Annotated in this window: 15 protein-coding genes; 12 read left to right on the forward strand and 3 right to left on the reverse strand. The window is 59.9% G+C overall.

Features of this window, described 5'->3' with window-relative positions; genetic code table 11:
- Positions 1 to 28: 28 nt before the first annotated feature.
- Positions 29 to 1,192, reverse strand: coding sequence for an alpha-hydroxy acid oxidase (locus tag TM1040_RS05425; RefSeq protein ID WP_011537586.1), 1,164 nt, complete (start codon positions 1,190 to 1,192; stop codon positions 29 to 31).
- A 490-nt stretch (positions 1,193 to 1,682) separates the two neighbouring features.
- Between TM1040_RS05425 and TM1040_RS05430 the strand changes: the two genes are divergently transcribed.
- The gene (locus tag TM1040_RS05430; protein WP_011537588.1) at positions 1,683 to 3,113 is read left to right on the forward strand and encodes an ATP-binding protein; all 1,431 of its coding nucleotides are present in this window, start codon (positions 1,683 to 1,685) and stop codon (positions 3,111 to 3,113) included.
- Positions 3,114 to 3,213: 100 nt separating this feature from the next.
- Here the strand turns inward: TM1040_RS05430 and trpA are convergent, their stop codons facing one another.
- The gene (trpA, locus tag TM1040_RS05435; RefSeq protein WP_011537589.1) at positions 3,214 to 4,017 is read right to left on the reverse strand and encodes a tryptophan synthase subunit alpha; all 804 of its coding nucleotides are present in this window, start codon (positions 4,015 to 4,017) and stop codon (positions 3,214 to 3,216) included.
- A gap of 98 nt (positions 4,018 to 4,115) precedes the next feature.
- A complete protein-coding gene (locus TM1040_RS05440; RefSeq protein WP_011537590.1) occupies positions 4,116 to 4,628 on the reverse strand; it encodes an acyloxyacyl hydrolase in 513 nt (170 codons plus the stop codon).
- Between the two features lie 186 nt (positions 4,629 to 4,814).
- On the opposite strand from TM1040_RS05440, the gene ychF reads away from it, so the two are divergent.
- The 11 genes from ychF to rpoB all read left to right on the forward strand — a co-directional run bounded on the left by ychF (position 4,815) and on the right by rpoB (position 17,511).
- Positions 4,815 to 5,912: a redox-regulated ATPase YchF gene (ychF, locus tag TM1040_RS05445; protein WP_011537591.1), complete on the forward strand. Its 1,098-nt coding sequence runs from the start codon at positions 4,815 to 4,817 to the stop codon at positions 5,910 to 5,912.
- Positions 5,913 to 6,065: 153 nt separating this feature from the next.
- The gene (locus TM1040_RS05450) at positions 6,066 to 6,989 is read left to right on the forward strand and encodes a nucleoside hydrolase (protein ID WP_011537592.1); all 924 of its coding nucleotides are present in this window, start codon (positions 6,066 to 6,068) and stop codon (positions 6,987 to 6,989) included.
- 185 nt (positions 6,990 to 7,174) lie between these two features.
- A complete protein-coding gene (secE, locus tag TM1040_RS05455; protein WP_011537593.1) occupies positions 7,175 to 7,372 on the forward strand; it encodes a preprotein translocase subunit SecE in 198 nt (65 codons plus the stop codon).
- A gap of 195 nt (positions 7,373 to 7,567) precedes the next feature.
- A complete protein-coding gene (nusG, locus tag TM1040_RS05460) occupies positions 7,568 to 8,101 on the forward strand; it encodes a transcription termination/antitermination protein NusG (protein WP_005621026.1) in 534 nt (177 codons plus the stop codon).
- Between the two features lie 103 nt (positions 8,102 to 8,204).
- The gene (locus TM1040_RS05465; protein WP_011537594.1) at positions 8,205 to 9,428 is read left to right on the forward strand and encodes a glycosyltransferase family 4 protein; all 1,224 of its coding nucleotides are present in this window, start codon (positions 8,205 to 8,207) and stop codon (positions 9,426 to 9,428) included.
- 160 nt (positions 9,429 to 9,588) lie between these two features.
- Positions 9,589 to 10,014 (forward strand): 50S ribosomal protein L11, encoded by a 426-nt coding sequence (gene rplK, locus TM1040_RS05470; protein ID WP_005621043.1) that lies wholly within the window; start codon positions 9,589 to 9,591, stop codon positions 10,012 to 10,014.
- A 1-nt stretch (position 10,015) separates the two neighbouring features.
- A complete protein-coding gene (rplA, locus tag TM1040_RS05475; RefSeq protein ID WP_011537595.1) occupies positions 10,016 to 10,714 on the forward strand; it encodes a 50S ribosomal protein L1 in 699 nt (232 codons plus the stop codon).
- 185 nt (positions 10,715 to 10,899) lie between these two features.
- Positions 10,900 to 11,778: a glycosyltransferase family 2 protein gene (locus TM1040_RS05480; protein WP_254658853.1), complete on the forward strand. Its 879-nt coding sequence runs from the start codon at positions 10,900 to 10,902 to the stop codon at positions 11,776 to 11,778.
- 322 nt (positions 11,779 to 12,100) lie between these two features.
- The gene (rplJ, locus tag TM1040_RS05485; RefSeq protein WP_011537597.1) at positions 12,101 to 12,619 is read left to right on the forward strand and encodes a 50S ribosomal protein L10; all 519 of its coding nucleotides are present in this window, start codon (positions 12,101 to 12,103) and stop codon (positions 12,617 to 12,619) included.
- 80 nt (positions 12,620 to 12,699) lie between these two features.
- Positions 12,700 to 13,077 carry a 50S ribosomal protein L7/L12 gene (gene rplL, locus TM1040_RS05490; protein WP_011537598.1) on the forward strand — a complete coding sequence of 126 codons (378 nt, stop codon included), beginning with the start codon at positions 12,700 to 12,702 and terminating at the stop codon, positions 13,075 to 13,077.
- 294 nt (positions 13,078 to 13,371) lie between these two features.
- Positions 13,372 to 17,511, forward strand: a complete 4,140-nt coding sequence (gene rpoB / locus TM1040_RS05495) for a DNA-directed RNA polymerase subunit beta (RefSeq protein ID WP_011537599.1) — start codon at positions 13,372 to 13,374, stop codon at positions 17,509 to 17,511.
- The last annotated feature ends 26 nt before the right edge of the window (positions 17,512 to 17,537 follow it).

Genomic DNA, 17,537 nt, shown 5'->3' on the forward strand with positions numbered 1-17,537 from the left:
GGCTGCCCCGGGGTGTGTCGACCAGGGTTCAGGCCCAGCGACCGGTGAAATCCTCTGGCACCAAGAGGTTGTGGCGACCAAGGTCGGTAACGTGTTTCTCGCCACAGAGCGCCATGGAGGTATCGAGCTCCTTGTGGATCACCTCAAGGGCACGGGTCACACCCTTTTGTCCCATGGCGCCCAACCCATACACAAAGGCTCGCCCAATCATGGTGCCGGTCGCCCCAAGCGCCAGCGCCTTCAGGACGTCCTGACCGGAGCGGATGCCACTGTCGAGGTGAACCTCCACCTGATCGCCGACCGCGTCCATGATCCGGGGCAGCATGCGAATCGACGAGAGCGCCCCGTCCAACTGCCGCCCACCATGGTTGGAGACGGTGATCGCATCCGCGCCGACCTTTGCCGCCATCTTGGCGTCTTCCTCATCCAGGATACCTTTGAGGATGACTTTGCCACCCCACATTTCCTTGAGTTTTTCGATCTTGCCCCAATCCAGCGAAGGGTCGAATTGCTCGGCCGTCCAGGACCCCAGCGAGGACGCATCCGAGACCCCCTCGACGTGGCCGACGATATTGCCGAAATTGCGTCGCTTTGCGCCGAGCATTTCGATGCCCCAGGCCCATTTCGTCATCAGATTTGCGATGGTTTTTGGGGTGAGCTTGGGCGGCGCAGAAAGGCCGTTTTTCAGGTCTTTGTGGCGCTGGCCAAGGATCTGCAGGTCGAGCGTGATCACCAGAGCCGAGCAATTTGCATCCTTTGCACGCGCGATCAGGCGGCGGATGTAGTCGTCGTCCTTCATGGTATAAAGCTGGAACCAGAAGGGCTTACTGGTCGCTTCTGAGACTTCTTCGATCGAGTTGATCGACATCGTCGAGAGCGTGAAGGGCACGCCAAAGGCTTCGGCTGCGCGGGCCGCTTTAATTTCGCCATCCGCACATTGCATGCCCGTCAGCCCAACCGGCGCCAGAGCCACGGGCATGGCGACATCCTGACCGATCATCTGCGAGGCTGTCGAGCGCCCCGCCATGTCGACCGCCACCCGCTGCCGCAGCCGGATCTGGTCGAAGTCCGTGCTGTTCTCGCGAAAGGTCTGTTCGGTCCAGGATCCGCTTTCCGCGTAATCATAAAACATCTTTGGCACACGCCGCGCATAAATACGCTTGAGATCTTCGATGTTGGTGATCACTGGCATGGGGGGCTCCTCGACCTGCGCAGAACTGGTAATGTTTTCTTACCAATATCTGACTGTGCTGGCAAGCCAGCCTGTCGTAACTATGCATTTACGGATTTCTGCAAGTTTATCGGTTAATATCTGCTGGAATCACTATGTATGCGTGCACGAGCCAGCAGAGCAGGAAGCTTCTGGAGAATTGCCGGAGTTTCGACAGCTGACCAACGCGCGGCTTGGAGTTTTCGTCGCCCCGATTGCAGAGCAACCCGGGGTTTTTGTGATATTGGTTCTTGCGCCTGCCAATCGGTCGTTTTGACCGGGCAGCAGCCCACGGGGCGGGCGCCAGTTGGAGTGAGAGACAACGTGAGAGTTGTGTTTTCAGATCGGGATCTGGCTGGCATGCGTATTTCTGCATGGGCCGCTCCGACATCGCCGCAGATCTGGCACTGTTGTGCAGGCGGGCAGGGGGGGCGCCTCGCGCCGCATGACATCAACGTGAGACGCAGCTGCAATGTCTGATCCTGCGTATGATGCCATGACCCCAGAGGAGTTGCGCGCGGCTTTGATGCAAGAGCGCAGGTTGCGCGCAGAACTCGAAGAATCCATGGAGCGCAAGTCCCAATCGCTGCGCCGGGCGAACGCGTCCCTCGTGTCCTTGGCCCGACAGATCGACCGGATGGTCAAAGAGCGCACCGAAGACCTCGCCCGCGACCGGGCCGAGGCGGAGGCCGAAAGTGCCGCAAAGACCCAGTTTCTGGCCACGATGAGCCATGAAATCCGCACCCCGCTCAACGGTGTTCTCGGGATGGCATCGGCACTTGCGGATACCGAACTGGCCGAGCGTCAATCGCAGATCCTTGGGGTTCTACGCGAAAGCGGGCAATTGCTCCTGAACATCGTTGATGACATTCTCGATCTCTCCAAGATCGAAGAGGGCAAGCTCGAACTCGAACGTCTGCCGACAGATGTGGTAGCTTTGATCGAGACGGTTTATCGCCAGTTCAAACCGCGTATCGAGGCCAAGGGGCTCAATTTCAGCTCGATCTATGGCGAGGGGTTGGCGCAGGGCCCCGCCTGGGTCCACATCGATCCCACCCGATTCCAGCAAGTGCTGACCAACCTGTTGTCCAATGCGATAAAATTCACCGACACGGGTGCGATTGCGCTTTCGTCCAGCCTTGTCTTGCAGCACGACGGTGAGCTCATTTTATGCGTTGCCGTGCGCGATACCGGCGTCGGGCTCACGGATGCGCAAGTGGAGCGCTTGTTCCAACCCTACATGCAGGCCGATGCGAGCGTGGCGCGCAGCCATGGCGGCACCGGTCTTGGCTTGGCCATCGCGCGCCAGATCTGCGAGCGCATGGGGGGCACCCTGACCTGCCGCAGCCATGAGGGCGATGGCAGCGAATTCTGCGCGACCTTTCGCGCCGCTCCGGCAGAGCCCGTGGTCTCGTCCCATGACCCCCAGGACGAGAACGAACTGGAGGCGCTGAGGGCGCAACGCTGGAAGGTGCTGGTGGCCGAGGACAACCGAACCAACCGGATGGTTCTCCACCATATCCTGCGCGGCTATGACCTGGATTTGTACTGGGTGGACAATGGCGAAGAGGCGGTAAAAACCTGGCGTCAAGAACGGCCGGATCTGGTGCTGATGGATGTGAATATGCCGCAGCTCGACGGGGTGTCTGCGACCTCTGTAATCCGTCAAGAAGAGGCTGATGCACAAGCCGCGCCGGTGCCGATCATTGCGGTGTCGGCCAATGCGCTGGTGCATCAGATCAAAAGCTACCTCGCGAGCGGCATGACCGACCATGTCGCCAAACCGATCCGCAAGAAAAAGCTGTTGTCAGCCATGGCGCGCGCGTTGAAGTCCCGCCCAACGCTGCCCCCCGTGCCAGAAGAACCAGCGGACAAAGGCGCAGCGCGGGTGCTCTCGCCCTAGCAGCTATGCCGCGCGCCGCCTCAGCAAATAAAAACCAGCAGGGAGGATCGCTCCGATGCTGGTTCCATGTGCGCCCCCTGGGGCGGTGTCTCAATTGGGATCAGCCCGCGTGGGCGCCATCCGCCAGTGTTTTTACAAAGGCCAGCACCTCGGCAGGTGATTTCCCGGCTCCGATCTCGGCCACGATGGCGCTGCCAACGACGGCCCCATCCGAGATCGAAGCGATGGTCTGCGCCCGTTCCGGCGTTTTGATCCCGAACCCCACGATGATCGGCAGATCCGTGGCCGCCTTGATGCGAGCCACTTCGGGCCCGACGTCCGCGGCCTCTGCCTCGGCGGCGCCGGTGATCCCTGTGATCGACACATAGTAGACAAAACCGGATGTGTTTTGCAGCACGCGTGGCAGACGAGCATCATCGGTGGTGGGGGTCGCAAGACGAATGAAGTTCAGCCCCGCCGCTTGTGCAGGCAGGCAGAGTTCGCTGTCTTCTTCTGGCGGCAGATCCACCACGATCAAACCGTCGATGCCGGCCTCTTTTGCATCGCTGAGGAATGTCTCGACACCGCGCGAGTAGATCGGGTTGTAGTAGCCCATCAGCACGATTGGCGTGGTGTCATCCTCCTTGCGAAAATCCCGCGCCAGCTGCAGTGTGCGCTCCAGCGTCATTCCGGCCTCCAGCGCGCGCTGACCTGCGAGCTGGATGGTTTCGCCGTCCGCCATCGGATCGGTAAAGGGCAAGCCGAGCTCGATCACATCGACGCCAGCGGCGGGCAGGCCTTTGACCACCTCCAAAGAGGTGTCGTAGTCGGGATCGCCCGCCATGACATAGGTGACGAAGGCCTTTTTGCCCGCGGCAGCGAGTTCAGCAAACTTAGCGTCGATGCGTGTGGTTGGGCGGGTCATATGAAGGCCTTTTTCGATCTCTGTTGCCTGCCTGATGTGCCGAAACTTCACGGTAAAATCAATCCCGGACGACAGGTCGGGCCAGCGCAGCGGGCAGTTTAGTTCAACGCGCGTTGCCCAAGCGGCATATGCAGCCGCAGGGTGATCGTATTGAGGCCCGGGTTTTCACGCGCCAGAGAGGCGTTGGACATATGCGTGAGCGCCAGTGACAGGCGCTTGCCCCCGCGCAGGTCGCGCCCGATGCCGATCAGCGAACGGATTTCAAAGTTGGACCCCAGATCATTGCGGGCCTCATTCTCGAAGTAGAGACCGGGCATCAGGCTGGCTTCGATGAACCAGCCGCGCCCGATATCGCGCTGGGCCTGCAGCCCGCCCCCAAAAAACACATCACCCGTCTCGTGGATGTGGCCTGCGACGCCCAGCCCAGCGTCAAAGCCCCAGACCTGCCAGTCGCGTGGCCCGAGGTACTCGGCGGAGAAATACGCGCCACTCTCGGCGATCTCATTGTTGAATTCCGCATGGCCCAGCCCGAACGTCAGCTCCTGAGCCCGGAGCGCGTGGCTCTGAAGGAGTGTAGAAATCAAAGTAGCAGCAATGATGATTTTGCGCATGCGGACCTCACAGTCTGTTTATACATCAAACCGGCTGGCCGGCAGAAGCGATTGAACAGATCAGCATAAGTGAATGCGTCTTTGCCATTTCAATAAGCGCCGCGTGCGTGTTGCAACGGCTGCGTGCTTGCGAAAACGGCGATTTGAGCCTAAGTGCTGGCTCCCAAATGGCATCAGGAGGCCGGTATGGGCTTTAAAATGGGAATCGTGGGTCTGCCCAATGTGGGCAAGTCGACCCTGTTCAACGCGCTGACCAAAACCGCCTCGGCGCAGGCGGCAAATTTTCCGTTCTGTACGATCGAACCGAACGTGGGTGAGGTGGGCGTTCCGGACGCGCGTCTCGACAAATTGGCGGCGATTGCGCAGTCCAAACAGATCATCCCAACCCGCATGACGTTTGTGGATATTGCTGGCCTCGTCAAAGGCGCCTCAAAGGGCGAAGGTCTGGGCAACCAGTTCCTTGCCAATATCCGTGAGGTGGACGCAATTGCCCATGTTTTACGGTGCTTTGAGGACGGTGACGTTACCCATGTCGATGGTCGCGTTGATCCGGTTGCGGACGCCGATACCATCGAAACCGAGCTGATGCTGGCGGATCTTGAGAGCATCGAGAAACGCCGCGCCAACCTCGTACGCAAGCTCAAGGGCAACGACAAGGAAGCCCAGCAGCAGGACCGCCTGCTCGCAGCGGCGCAGGCCATGCTCGAAGATGGCAAACCAGCCCGTCTGGTTGAGGTCGACGCAGAGGACCAGAAGGCCTGGACCATGCTGCAACTGCTGACCACAAAGCCGGTGCTTTACGTCTGCAATGTGGGTGAAAGCGAGAGCGTCGAAGGCAACGCACATTCCGCCAAAGTTGCCGAGATGGCCGCGGCTCAGGGTAACGCGCATGTGATCATTTCGGCGCAGATCGAAGAGGAAATCAGCCAGCTTGAGCCCGAAGAAGCGCAGATGTTCCTCGATGAGATGGGTCTCGCAGAAGCCGGTCTCGACCGCCTGATCCGCGCCGGTTACGAGCTCTTGCATCTGGAAACCTATTTCACGGTCGGCCCCAAGGAAGCGCGCGCCTGGACCATTCGCTCGGGCACCGCTGCGCCCCAGGCGGCAGGCGTTATCCACGGCGATTTTGAAAAGGGTTTCATCCGCGCGGAGACCATCGCCTATGACGACTACATCGCTTGCGGCGGTGAATCCGGCGCCAAAGAAGCGGGCAAGATGCGCGCCGAGGGCAAGAGCTACATCGTCAAGGATGGCGATGTGATGCACTTCTTGTTCAACACCTGATCATCCGCATCGTCACAAGTTCAGAATGCCCGTCTTCGAAGGAAGGCGGGCATTTTTGCGAAACAGTTGATGGATAATCGAGAGGCTGGCAGGCTTGAGTTGCCGCTAACATAGGTGCTAAACCCGCTCGATTAATCAGTCTTGGGGATAACAATGACAACAAAACTCATCATCGACACGGACCCCGGCATCGACGATGCGATGGCTATTTTCTACGCCGCCGCCGCGCCCGATATCGAGCTTCTGGGGCTGACCACGATCTTTGGCAATGTGACCACCAAGATGGCCACCCGCAATGCGCTGCGTCTGCTTGAGGCCGCTGAACTGGATCTGCCCGTTGCCCATGGCGCGGAAAAGCCGCTGGTCCTGCCCCCCTTTGAGCCTTCGGCCCATGTGCATGGCGACGAAGGCTTTGGCGACATTCCCGCCGTCAATCCCAAAGGGCAGGCGATTGCAGAAGATGCCGCCGATTTCCTGATCCGAATGGCGCGCGAACACAAGGGCGAGCTGGTGGTCTGCCCGGTGGGGCCGCTGACGAATATCGCCATCGCGATCGAGCGTGACCCGGAGTTTGTGAAAAACTGCAAGCGCATCGTCATCATGGGGGGCTCGCTTGAGGCGGGCGGAAATATCACGCCCCATGCCGAGGCCAATATCTACCACGACCCCCACGCCGCCGAGGCGGTCTTTGCCGCCGCCGCGGGCAAGGTGGTGATGGTTGGGCTTGATGTGACGCTCAAGATTCTCTGCACTCCCGAGGATTTCGACGGCATCAAGGAGCGCTCGCCGGAGCTTGGTGGCATGCTCAAGGACATGAGTGTCTTTTACATCAAGTTCTATCAGGAAGTGGCCAATCTCAATGGATGTTCTCTGCATGACCCCGCAGCGGTGATTGCCTGCACCCATCCCGACCTCTTTAAGACCCGGGCCGTGAAACTGGCCGTTTCGGTCGAGGAGGAGACCTCTGGCAAGACCCAGCTGGCCGAGGATGGTCGTGGCGATACACATGTCGCGATGGACGTGGACGCAGAGGCCGTCAAGGCACTGTTCCTGAAGCGCCTATCGCTGCTGCCCTGAACCACTCCGCCTGTGCCGGTGTGGCGCGGGCGGATCGGGCGAGAGGGCCAAGTCGCCCTCTTGCCGCCACGTCCAAAACGACGAATTCAGCCGGAGGGTGCCTCTCACAAGCAGCGGCTCTTGAATTTGCCCCCGCTCTCGGGTAGATCGCCCTCCTAGTCGACAAGAGAGAGTGCGAGAGCCCTATGGCCACCATCAATCCCGTTAAGTTCATCCAGCAGGTGCGCGCAGAAGTCAGCAAGGTTGTCTGGCCGACCCGTCGCGAGGTTCTGCTGACCACGGTCATGGTGTTCATCATGGCGGCTCTGGCTGCGGCATTCTTTGCTGTGGTGGACCTCTTGATCCGCACCGGTCTCAACGGTGTGCTCGGGCTCTTTGGCTGAGGCAGGCATTTGCAGCGCCGCCTTCGTCGCGGCGCCGTTGCCTCTTGATCTTGCCCGCGCAGGGGGATAGTTCAGCCGATACTGGATGAGGCGTGCGGCGATTCGCACGCCGATTTTTGTTGCACCGCAGCCACTGGGCTGCACAGAGATATTTTGCGGCAAAGCCCGCAGGGAACAAGAAGGACGAGCAGGTTCATGGCGAAACGGTGGTATTCGGTCAGCGTTCTTTCGAACTTCGAAAAGAAAATCGCAGAACAGATTCGCACCGCGGTCGTGGAGCAGGGTCTAGAGGACGAGATCGACGAGGTTCTGGTTCCCACCGAGGAAGTGATCGAAATTCGCCGGGGCAAGAAAGTCTCGACCGAGCGCCGCTTCATGCCGGGCTATGTTCTGGTTCACATGGAAATGTCCGACCAGGGCTATCACCTGATTTCTTCCATCAATCGCGTCACCGGTTTCCTCGGTCCGCAAGGCCGCCCGATGCCGATGCGTGATGCCGAAGTGCAGGGCATCCTGGGCCGCGTCGAAGAAGGTGTCGAGGCGCCGCGTACACTCATTTCCTTTGAGGTGGGCGAAAAGGTCAAAGTCAACGACGGCCCCTTCGAGGATTTCGACGGTATGGTCGAGGGCGTGGACGACGAGAACCAGAAGCTCAAGGTCACGGTGTCCATCTTTGGTCGCGAGACCCCGGTGGAGCTCGACTTCACGCAGGTCACCAAACAGGTTTGATCTGCGCCGGTTTCCGGCGCTACACGGAATTTCCCATTGGGAACTTGAGGATCGGCCCCTAAAATGGGGCCGATTTTTGTTTGGTCCGCCGGAGTTCCCGCCCATGAAATTGCTCGTCGTATCGACGAATGCTGCCCTCACCATGGGGGGCGAGGCGATGAAGGCGCTGCAGTATATGCAGCAGCTCTTGGCGGATGGACGCGATGCCACTCTCATCACCCATGAACGCTGTCGCGAGGCTCTTGCGGGGCAATTGCCAGAAGATCGGGTGATCTATGTGCATGACAGCCGTGCAATGAAGGCCTGTTGGCGCACGCCGGGGCTTGGGCGGTTGGTGAACAGTTTTTTTCACCTCGAGGTCGCCCGGATCTGTCGCGGCTTTAACCCGAGCGAGGTGGTGATCCACTATCTTTGTCCGATCTCCCCCGTCGAGCAGCGCTTCCCGCCGAAGGGGTATCGCTATGTCATCGGCCCGCTTTCAGGCAATATCTTCTACCCAGAGGGGTTTCGACATCTTGCGGGGCGGGGGCTGCGCCTGCAGCATCAGGCGTATCGGCCTTTGCAGATGGCGCTTGGCCTCTTGTCTAGGCAATTCACGCGCGCCTCGACCGTGTTGGTCTCTGGCTATGACCGTACCCGAGAGGCCCTCGGCTGGGCGGGTTGCCCGGAGGCCCGCATGCAGGACGTCTGGGATGCGGGCCTGTCTCCAGATTTCTTTGCGCGTTCCCGGATCCGGCCGGGCAAGAACCCGGCGCATTTTGTGTGGATTGGACGTATGGTGCCCTACAAGGGGGCGGATCTTGCGTTGCGCGCGCTGGCGCTTGCCCCGGCAGAGGCACGGCTCACGCTCTATGGAGATGGGCCGGATCGTGCCGAACTGGAGGCGCTCGCCCGCGATCTTGGCCTGATGTCGCGGGTCACCTTTGCGGGCTGGCTTGCGCATGGGGATCTCTCCGAGGCGTTGGGCCAGTACCGAGCACTTTTGTTCCCGAGCCTCAAAGAAGCCAACGGCATCATCGTGCAGGAATGTATGGCGATCGGCTTGCCGGTCGTGGCCTTGCGCTGGGGCGGGCCTGTGGGGCTCGCGGATGACACTGAGGCGCTGTTTGTCGAGGCGCAGAATGCCGTACAGGTCGAGCAGGACTTGGCTGCGGCCATGGCGCGTCTGACAGAAGACCCAGCCCTTGCGGAGGCGCTCTCTGATGCGGCGCGACGCAAGGCTGAAAACGAGTTCCCCTGGCCGCAGGTGGCCCAAAGCTGGTGCAGCGCAGCGCTTCGCGCGCAGGATGCGGCTGCAGCAGAGCCAAAGCACCGCGGCGGGGGTTGATCTCTGCAGAGATGGGGCGTATGAGCCGCCAATCTGCCCGGTTTCTCAACCGGGCGTGATTCTTGTGGGAGGCCCAAGCGTCGCGACGTGTTGGGTCGAACCACGCAACGCAAAAGAGCGTTTGGGCGCGCCCAAAGGCTGTTGAAAAGGAGACAACCACATGGCTAAGAAGCTTGTTGGTTCGATGAAGCTGCAGGTTCCTGCAGGTCAGGCAAACCCATCCCCGCCAGTTGGCCCCGCACTGGGTCAGCGCGGCATCAACATCATGGAATTCTGCAAGGCGTTCAACGCCAAGACCGCAGACATGGAGCCCGGCGCTCCGTGCCCGACCGTGATCACCTACTATCAGGACAAGTCCTTCACCATGGACATCAAGACGCCGCCCGCGTCTTACTACCTGAAGAAGGCTGCAAAGATTAAATCCGGCGCGAACAACCCGAGCCGTGAGACCGCAGGCACCGTCACTGCCGCTCAGGTGAAAGAGATCGCCGAAGCGAAGATGAAAGATCTGAACGCGAACGACATCGAAGCCGCGATGCAGATCATCCTGGGCTCCGCCCGCTCCATGGGCATCGAGGTGAAGTAAGATGGCAAAGCTCGGTAAACGTACCCGCGCAGCGCGCGAAGCCTTCGCAGGCAAATCGAACCTCACCATCGAGGAAGCCGTCGCACTGGTGAAGGCAAACGCCACCACCAAATTTGACGAAACCGTCGAAATCGCGATGAACCTCGGTGTTGACACCCGTCACGCAGACCAGATGGTCCGCGGCGTTGTTGGCCTGCCCAACGGCACCGGCAAAACCATGCGTGTTGCCGTGTTCGCACGTGGCCCCAAGGCTGACGAAGCCAAGGAAGCTGGCGCAGACATCGTTGGCGCAGAAGACCTGATGGAAACCATCCAGGGCGGCACCATCGATTTCGATCGCTGCATTGCAACCCCGGACATGATGCCCGTCGTTGGTCGTCTGGGTAAGGTCCTTGGCCCGCGCAACCTGATGCCGAACCCCAAAGTTGGCACCGTGACCATGGACGTGAAAGCGGCCGTGGAAGCAGCCAAAGGCGGCGAAGTTCAGTTCAAAGCGGAAAAAGGCGGCGTTGTGCACGCTGGCGTTGGCAAAGCGTCCTTCGACGAAGCCAAGCTGGTTGAAAACGTGCGTGCCTTTGTGTCCGCAGTGGCCAAAGCCAAGCCCTCCGGCGCCAAAGGTGCCTACATGAAGAAAATCGTCCTGTCCTCCACCATGGGCCCGGGCGTCACTCTTGACGTGGACGGTGCGGTCTCCGAGTAATCGGACCCCTTCCACATCTGAGAAAAGAAAGGCGGCACTCCGGTGTCGCCTTTTTTTGTGCACGATCCGCGCGTATGGGTGATCCTGACTGACGCGGGCCACACGCCCGGCGGGGCGCAATTTGCAAAGGATCACTGGCGGATATGGCACAGGCAAACAGGCAGCTTTGGCGCGTGGGAGCGATCATGAATGAGCCTCTCGCAGAGGTGCTGAAGTTCTGTGCGTGGTACCTTGAGCGCGGCGCGCATGAGTTGGTGATCTGTTTCGACAATCCCGACGATCCGGCGATTGCGCGGCTTGCCGGTCATCCTCGCATTCGCGCCATCCCCTGCACCGCTGCGTTCTGGGGCGCGCTTGACCTGACCCCGGATGTGGCCTTTGTCACGCGTCAGAACGCGGCGCTGACGTGGATCTATCATCAGTATCCGGACGGCTGGCTCTTGAACGTTGATGCGGATGAGTTCCTGTATCTGGTTGGGCGTGACGTGGCCGATCTCTTGGCGGAGGTGCCCGCAGAGAAAAAATCCCTGCGCGTGCGAACCGCCGAGCGTGTTTTGACCGAAGAGAATCCCACCTGCGCCCATTTTCGCCTGCCGATGGCGCGTCCGGTCCGACGCGCGGTGTATGGCGAGGATGCGCCTCTTTTTGGCCCCCGAAGAGAGGGGCTTGTGGGCCATTCTCACGGCAAATCCTTTGTGCGCAGCGGCATAAGGGGTCTCGTGCTCAGGCAGCACTGGCCGCGCGGGCTGCGTGACGATGGCGCGGATGAGCTGGTTCTGGGCCATCAGGATCGGGCCTATCTCTTGCATATGATCGGCGCGCGCTATGATATCTGGCGCGACAAGGTGACCTGGCGCTCCGCATCGCGCGGCTTTACCACGGGGCTGACCGAGCGCATTGCGGCAGCACAAGCCGCGCCCGCGCCGGAGGAGTCGCTTCGCGATTTGCACCGGCGTCTGCATGCTGCCACGCCCGCGCGTCTCTCCGCGCTCCGGGCCAGGGATGTTCTCCTGACGGTCCCGCTGGAACTAGATGCTTTGGCAGAGGCGCATTTCGGGGCGTGAGCTGCGCCGCGCCCAGAACGGGCATCGCGCTCGGCGCTGCCCAATTAAGGGGTTGGAAATCCGCCGCGACAGGACTATGAAGCCCCCACGGAGCAAAGCGTGCGATTCGTCGTGCGCTTTTCTCCTTTTCGTCCAAGATGGTGGGTGGTCTGTCGATCGGGCCTTAATTTCCCTCCTGAGACGGGTAAGACCAATGAAAGATCGAGAGTTTTCACTCTCGGGCGACTTTGGCTGGAACCCCGTAAAACGGACTTGACCGCCGCATCTTTCGGGATGTGGCAGAAAATGAGCCGGGGCATCTGCCCCTAATTTGGAGAGAACTGTGGATAGAGCCCAGAAAGAGAAAGTGGTCGAGGAACTCGGCCAGATCTTCGAAAGCTCTGGCGTGGTGGTCGTAGCCCACTACACCGGTCTGACAGTATCCGAGATGCAGGACCTTCGCGCACGTGCTCGTGACGCGGGCGGCTCCGTGCGTGTTGCCAAAAACAGGCTCGCCAAAATCGCCCTCGAGGGTAAGCCGTGTGAAAGCATGTCTGACCTGCTGACAGGGATGACCGTTCTGACCTATTCCGAGGACCCCGTGGCAGCAGCCAAGGTGGCCGAGGACTTCGCCAAGGAGAACAAGAAGTTCGAAATCCTTGGCGGTGCAATGGGCGAGAACGCTCTGGACCGCGCAGGCGTTGAAGCCGTGTCGAAGATGCCGTCCCGCGAGGAGCTCATTGCTTCCATCGTTGGCTGCATCGGCGCACCGGCCTCCAATATCGCCGGCGCAATTGGCGCACCTGCAAGCAACATCGCAAGCATCCTTTCGACCATCGAAGAGAAGGCGGAAGCTGCGTAAGCGGTTGGCACTTAATGACTGGCGTAGGGTGATATTACCCACGTTGGAACACACATCTGTAAACGGAAAGAGCTAATACAATGGCTGATCTGAAAGCACTCGCGGAAAGCATCGTTGGTCTGACCCTGCTGGAAGCACAAGAACTGAAAACCATCCTCAAAGACGAGTACGGCATCGAGCCGGCAGCTGGCGGCGCCGTAATGGTTGCAGCCGGTGGCGACGCAGCAGGCGGCGCAGCTGAGGAAGAGAAAACCGAATTCGACGTCGTTCTGAAGAACGCCGGCGCGTCCAAAATCAACGTGATCAAAGAAGTCCGCGGCATCACCGGCCTGGGCCTCAAAGAAGCCAAAGAGCTCGTTGAAGCTGGCGGCAAGATCAAAGAAGGCGTGGACAAAGCAGAAGCCGAAGACATCAAAGGCAAGCTGGAAGCAGCTGGCGCCGAAGTCGAGCTGGCCTAAGCACCGCGTTAGAGGACATTCGGGCTGGATTTCCTGCGGGAACTTCTGCTCTATAGGCCTCAAATCATTTGGCTGGATCCGGGGATGCCCGGGTCCAGCTGAACCTGTCTCAGAAAGGGGCCTTTTCACCTGTGTTTGGGTGGCCCTTTTCTCAGGCGAGGTTCGTTGGATCGGGAGGTCGCCATTCGGGACGGTGGCCATGAATTGATCCAGACCACGCTGTCTCTGACGGATGAGGTGCCGGGGCCCGGCGGCTGCCTTGTTTGTTGAGAACTCTGAAAGGTGAACTCTGACATGGCTCAAACGTTCCTTGGCCAGAAACGTCTTCGCAAATATTACGGCAAAATCCGCGAAGTGCTGGATATGCCGAACCTCATTGAGGTTCAGAAATCTTCTTATGATCTTTTCCTGCGCTCCGGTGATGCGCCTCAGCCGCTTGACGGCGAAGGCATCAAAGGTGTGTTCCAGTCGGTTTTCCCGATCAAGGATTTCAACGAAACCTCCGTTCTGGAGTTCGTGAACTACGCGCTTGAGCGTCCCAAGTACGACGTTGACGAATGCATGCAGCGTGACATGACCTACAGCGCACCGCTGAAGGTCACTCTGCGCCTGATCGTGTTTGATGTCGATGAGGACACCGGCGCGAAATCCGTTAAAGACATCAAGGAACAGGATGTCTTTATGGGCGACATGCCCCTGATGACCCCGAACGGGACGTTCATCGTGAACGGCACCGAACGTGTGATCGTGTCCCAGATGCACCGCTCACCGGGTGTGTTCTTTGACCACGATAAGGGCAAAACCCATTCCTCCGGTAAACTGCTGTTTGCCTGCCGCATCATCCCGTATCGCGGCTCCTGGCTCGACTTCGAATTCGACGCCAAAGACATCGTCTTTGCTCGCATCGACCGTCGCCGCAAACTGCCGGTGACCACGCTGCTTTATGCGCTGGGTCTCGACCAGGAAGGCATCATGGATGCCTACTACAACACCGTGAACTTCAAACTTGAGAAGTCGCGCGGCTGGGTCACGCCCTTCTTCCCCGAGCGTGTGCGTGGCACCCGCCCGACCTATGACCTCGTGGATGCCGCCACTGGCGAAATCATCTGCGAAGCAGGCAAGAAAGTCACCCCGCGCGCGGTCAAGAAGATGATCGACGAAGGCAACATTACCGAGCTGCTCGTTCCGTTCGAGCATATTGTCGGTAAATATGTCGCCAAGGATATCATCAACGAAGAAAACGGCGCGATCTATGTCGAAGCGGGCGACGAGCTGACGCTTGAGTATGACAAAGACGGCGACATCATTGGCGGGTCCGTCAAAGAGCTGCTCGATGCCGGTATCACCGACATCCCGGTTCTCGACATCGACAACGTCAATGTCGGCCCCTACATGCGCAACACCATGGCGCAGGACAAGAACATGTCCCGCGAAACCGCGCTCATGGACATCTACCGCGTGATGCGTCCGGGCGAGCCGCCCACCGTCGAAGCGGCCTCCGCGCTGTTTGACACCCTGTTTTTTGATTCCGAGCGCTACGACCTGTCGGCCGTTGGTCGCGTGAAGATGAACATGCGTCTGGCTCTGGATGCCGAAGACACTCAGCGGACCCTGCGCAAAGAAGACATCGTCGCCTGTATCAAGGCGCTGGTGGAGCTGCGTGACGGCAAGGGCGACGTGGACGACATCGACCACCTCGGCAACCGCCGCGTGCGTTCCGTGGGCGAGCTCATGGAAAACCAGTACCGCGTTGGTCTCCTGCGCATGGAGCGCGCGATCAAAGAGCGTATGTCCTCTGTCGAGATCGACACCGTGATGCCGCAGGACCTGATCAACGCCAAGCCCGCTGCTGCGGCTGTGCGTGAATTCTTTGGCTCCTCGCAGCTGTCGCAGTTCATGGACCAAACGAACCCGCTGTCGGAAGTCACCCACAAACGCCGTCTCTCGGCGCTTGGCCCCGGTGGTCTGACCCGCGAGCGTGCCGGCTTTGAGGTGCGCGACGTTCACCCGACCCACTATGGCCGGATGTGTCCGATTGAAACGCCGGAAGGTCCGAACATTGGTCTGATCAACTCGCTGGCGACCTTTGCCCGCGTGAACAAGTATGGCTTCATCGAGACCCCCTATCGCGTGGTGAAGGACGGACAAGTGACCGATGAAGTTCACTACATGTCCGCCACCGAGGAAATGCGTCACACCGTGGCGCAGGCGAACGCCAACCTCGATGAAGACAACCGCTTTGTGAATGACCTTGTGTCCACCCGTCAGTCGGGCGACTACACGCTGGCTCCGAATGAAAGCGTCGACCTGATCGACGTGTCGCCAAAACAGTTGGTATCGGTTGCGGCCTCGCTCATTCCGTTCCTTGAGAACGACGACGCGAACCGCGCCCTGATGGGTTCGAACATGCAACGTCAGGCGGTTCCGCTGCTGCGCGCAGAAGCGCCGCTGGTCGGTACCGGCATCGAGGAAATCGTGGCGCGCGACTCTGGCGCGGCGATCATGGCGAAGCGCGCAGGCGTGATCGACCAGATCGACGCTCAGCGTATCGTGATCCGTGCAACCTCCGATCTGGAGCTGGGCGACGCAGGCGTGGACATCTACCGCATGCGCAAGTTCCAGCGCTCGAACCAGAACACCTGCATCAACCAGCGCCCGCTGGTGAAAGTGGGTCAGACGGTCGAGAAGGGCGAAGTGATCGCAGATGGTCCCTCCACCGATATGGGTGAACTGGCGCTCGGTAAAAACGTGGTTGTCGCGTTTATGCCGTGGAACGGTTACAACTATGAGGACTCCATCCTGATCTCCGAGCGTATCGCGCGTGACGACGTCTTCACCTCGATCCACATCGAGGAATTCGAAGTCGCCGCTCGTGACACCAAGCTTGGGCCGGAAGAGATCACCCGCGATATTCCGAACGTTGGTGAAGAAGCGCTGCGCAACCTCGACGAGGCAGGCATCGTCTACATCGGTGCCGATGTGGAGCCGGGCGATATCCTCGTGGGTAAGATCACACCGAAGGGCGAAAGCCCGATGACGCCGGAAGAAAAGCTTCTGCGCGCCATCTTTGGTGAGAAAGCCTCCGACGTGCGTGACACCTCGCTGCGTGTGAAGCCGGGCGACTACGGTACTGTTGTTGAGGTTCGCGTCTTCAACCGTCACGGCGTCGAAAAAGACGAACGTGCCCTGCAGATCGAGCGCGAAGAAGTCGAACGTCTGGCCCGTGACCGGGACGACGAGCTCGGCATTCTGGACCGCAACATCTACGCCCGTCTGCGTGACCTTCTGCTCGGCAAAACTGCCGTCAAAGGCCCCAAAGGCGTGCGCGGCAACACCGTCATCGACGAGGATCTGCTGGACAACCAGCTAACCCGTGGTCAGTGGTGGATGCTTGCTCTGGAAGAAGAGCAGGACGCTCAGATCCTTGAGGCTCTGAACGAGCAGTACGAAGCACAAAAGCGTGCTCTGGACGCCCGTTTCGAGGACAAGGTCGAGAAGGTCCGCCGCGGCGACGATCTGCCTCCGGGTGTGATGAAGATGGTCAAAGTCTTCATCGCCGTGAAGCGTAAGCTGCAGCCGGGCGACAAGATGGCCGGTCGTCACGGGAACAAAGGTGTTATCTCTCGCGTGGTGCCGATGGAGGACATGCCGTTCCTCGCCGATGGTACCCCGGTGGACTTCTGCCTTAACCCGCTCGGCGTGCCGTCGCGTATGAACGTTGGTCAGATCCTTGAAACCCACATGGGTTGGGCCGCACGCGGCCTGGGTCTGAAAATCGACGACGCACTTCAGGACTATCGCCGCACTGGCGATCTGACCCCTGTGCGTGATGCGATGCGCGAGGCCTATGGTGAGGACGTTTATGAAGAGGGGATCTCTTCCATGGACGAAACCCAACTCATCGAGGCTGCTGGTAACGTGACCCGTGGTGTGCCGATCGCAACGCCGGTCTTTGACGGTGCGAAAGAAGATGACGTCAACGACGCGCTGGTGCGCGCGGGCTTTGACCAGTCCGGTCAGTCGATCCTGTTCGATGGCCGCACCGGTGAGCAGTTCGCACGTCCAGTGACCGTGGGCATCAAGTATCTCTTGAAGCTGCACCACCTCGTGGACGACAAGATCCACGCCCGTTCCACTGGTCCGTACTCGCTGGTTACCCAGCAGCCGCTCGGTGGTAAGGCACAGTTCGGTGGTCAGCGCTTTGGTGAGATGGAGGTCTGGGCTCTGGAAGCTTACGGCGCCGCCTACACCCTGCAAGAGATGCTCACCGTGAAATCGGATGACGTCGCTGGCCGGACCAAGGTCTATGAGTCGATCGTCAAGGGCGAGGACAACTTTGAGGCGGGCGTACCGGAATCGTTCAACGTTCTGGTCAAAGAAGTCCGCGGCCTCGGCCTGAACATGGAACTCCTGGATGCGGAGGTTGAGGAGTGAGGGGGCTTCCCCTCACCCCACGTCCC

The organism is Ruegeria sp. TM1040, assembly GCF_000014065.1.
GTDB lineage: Bacteria > Pseudomonadota > Alphaproteobacteria > Rhodobacterales > Rhodobacteraceae > Epibacterium.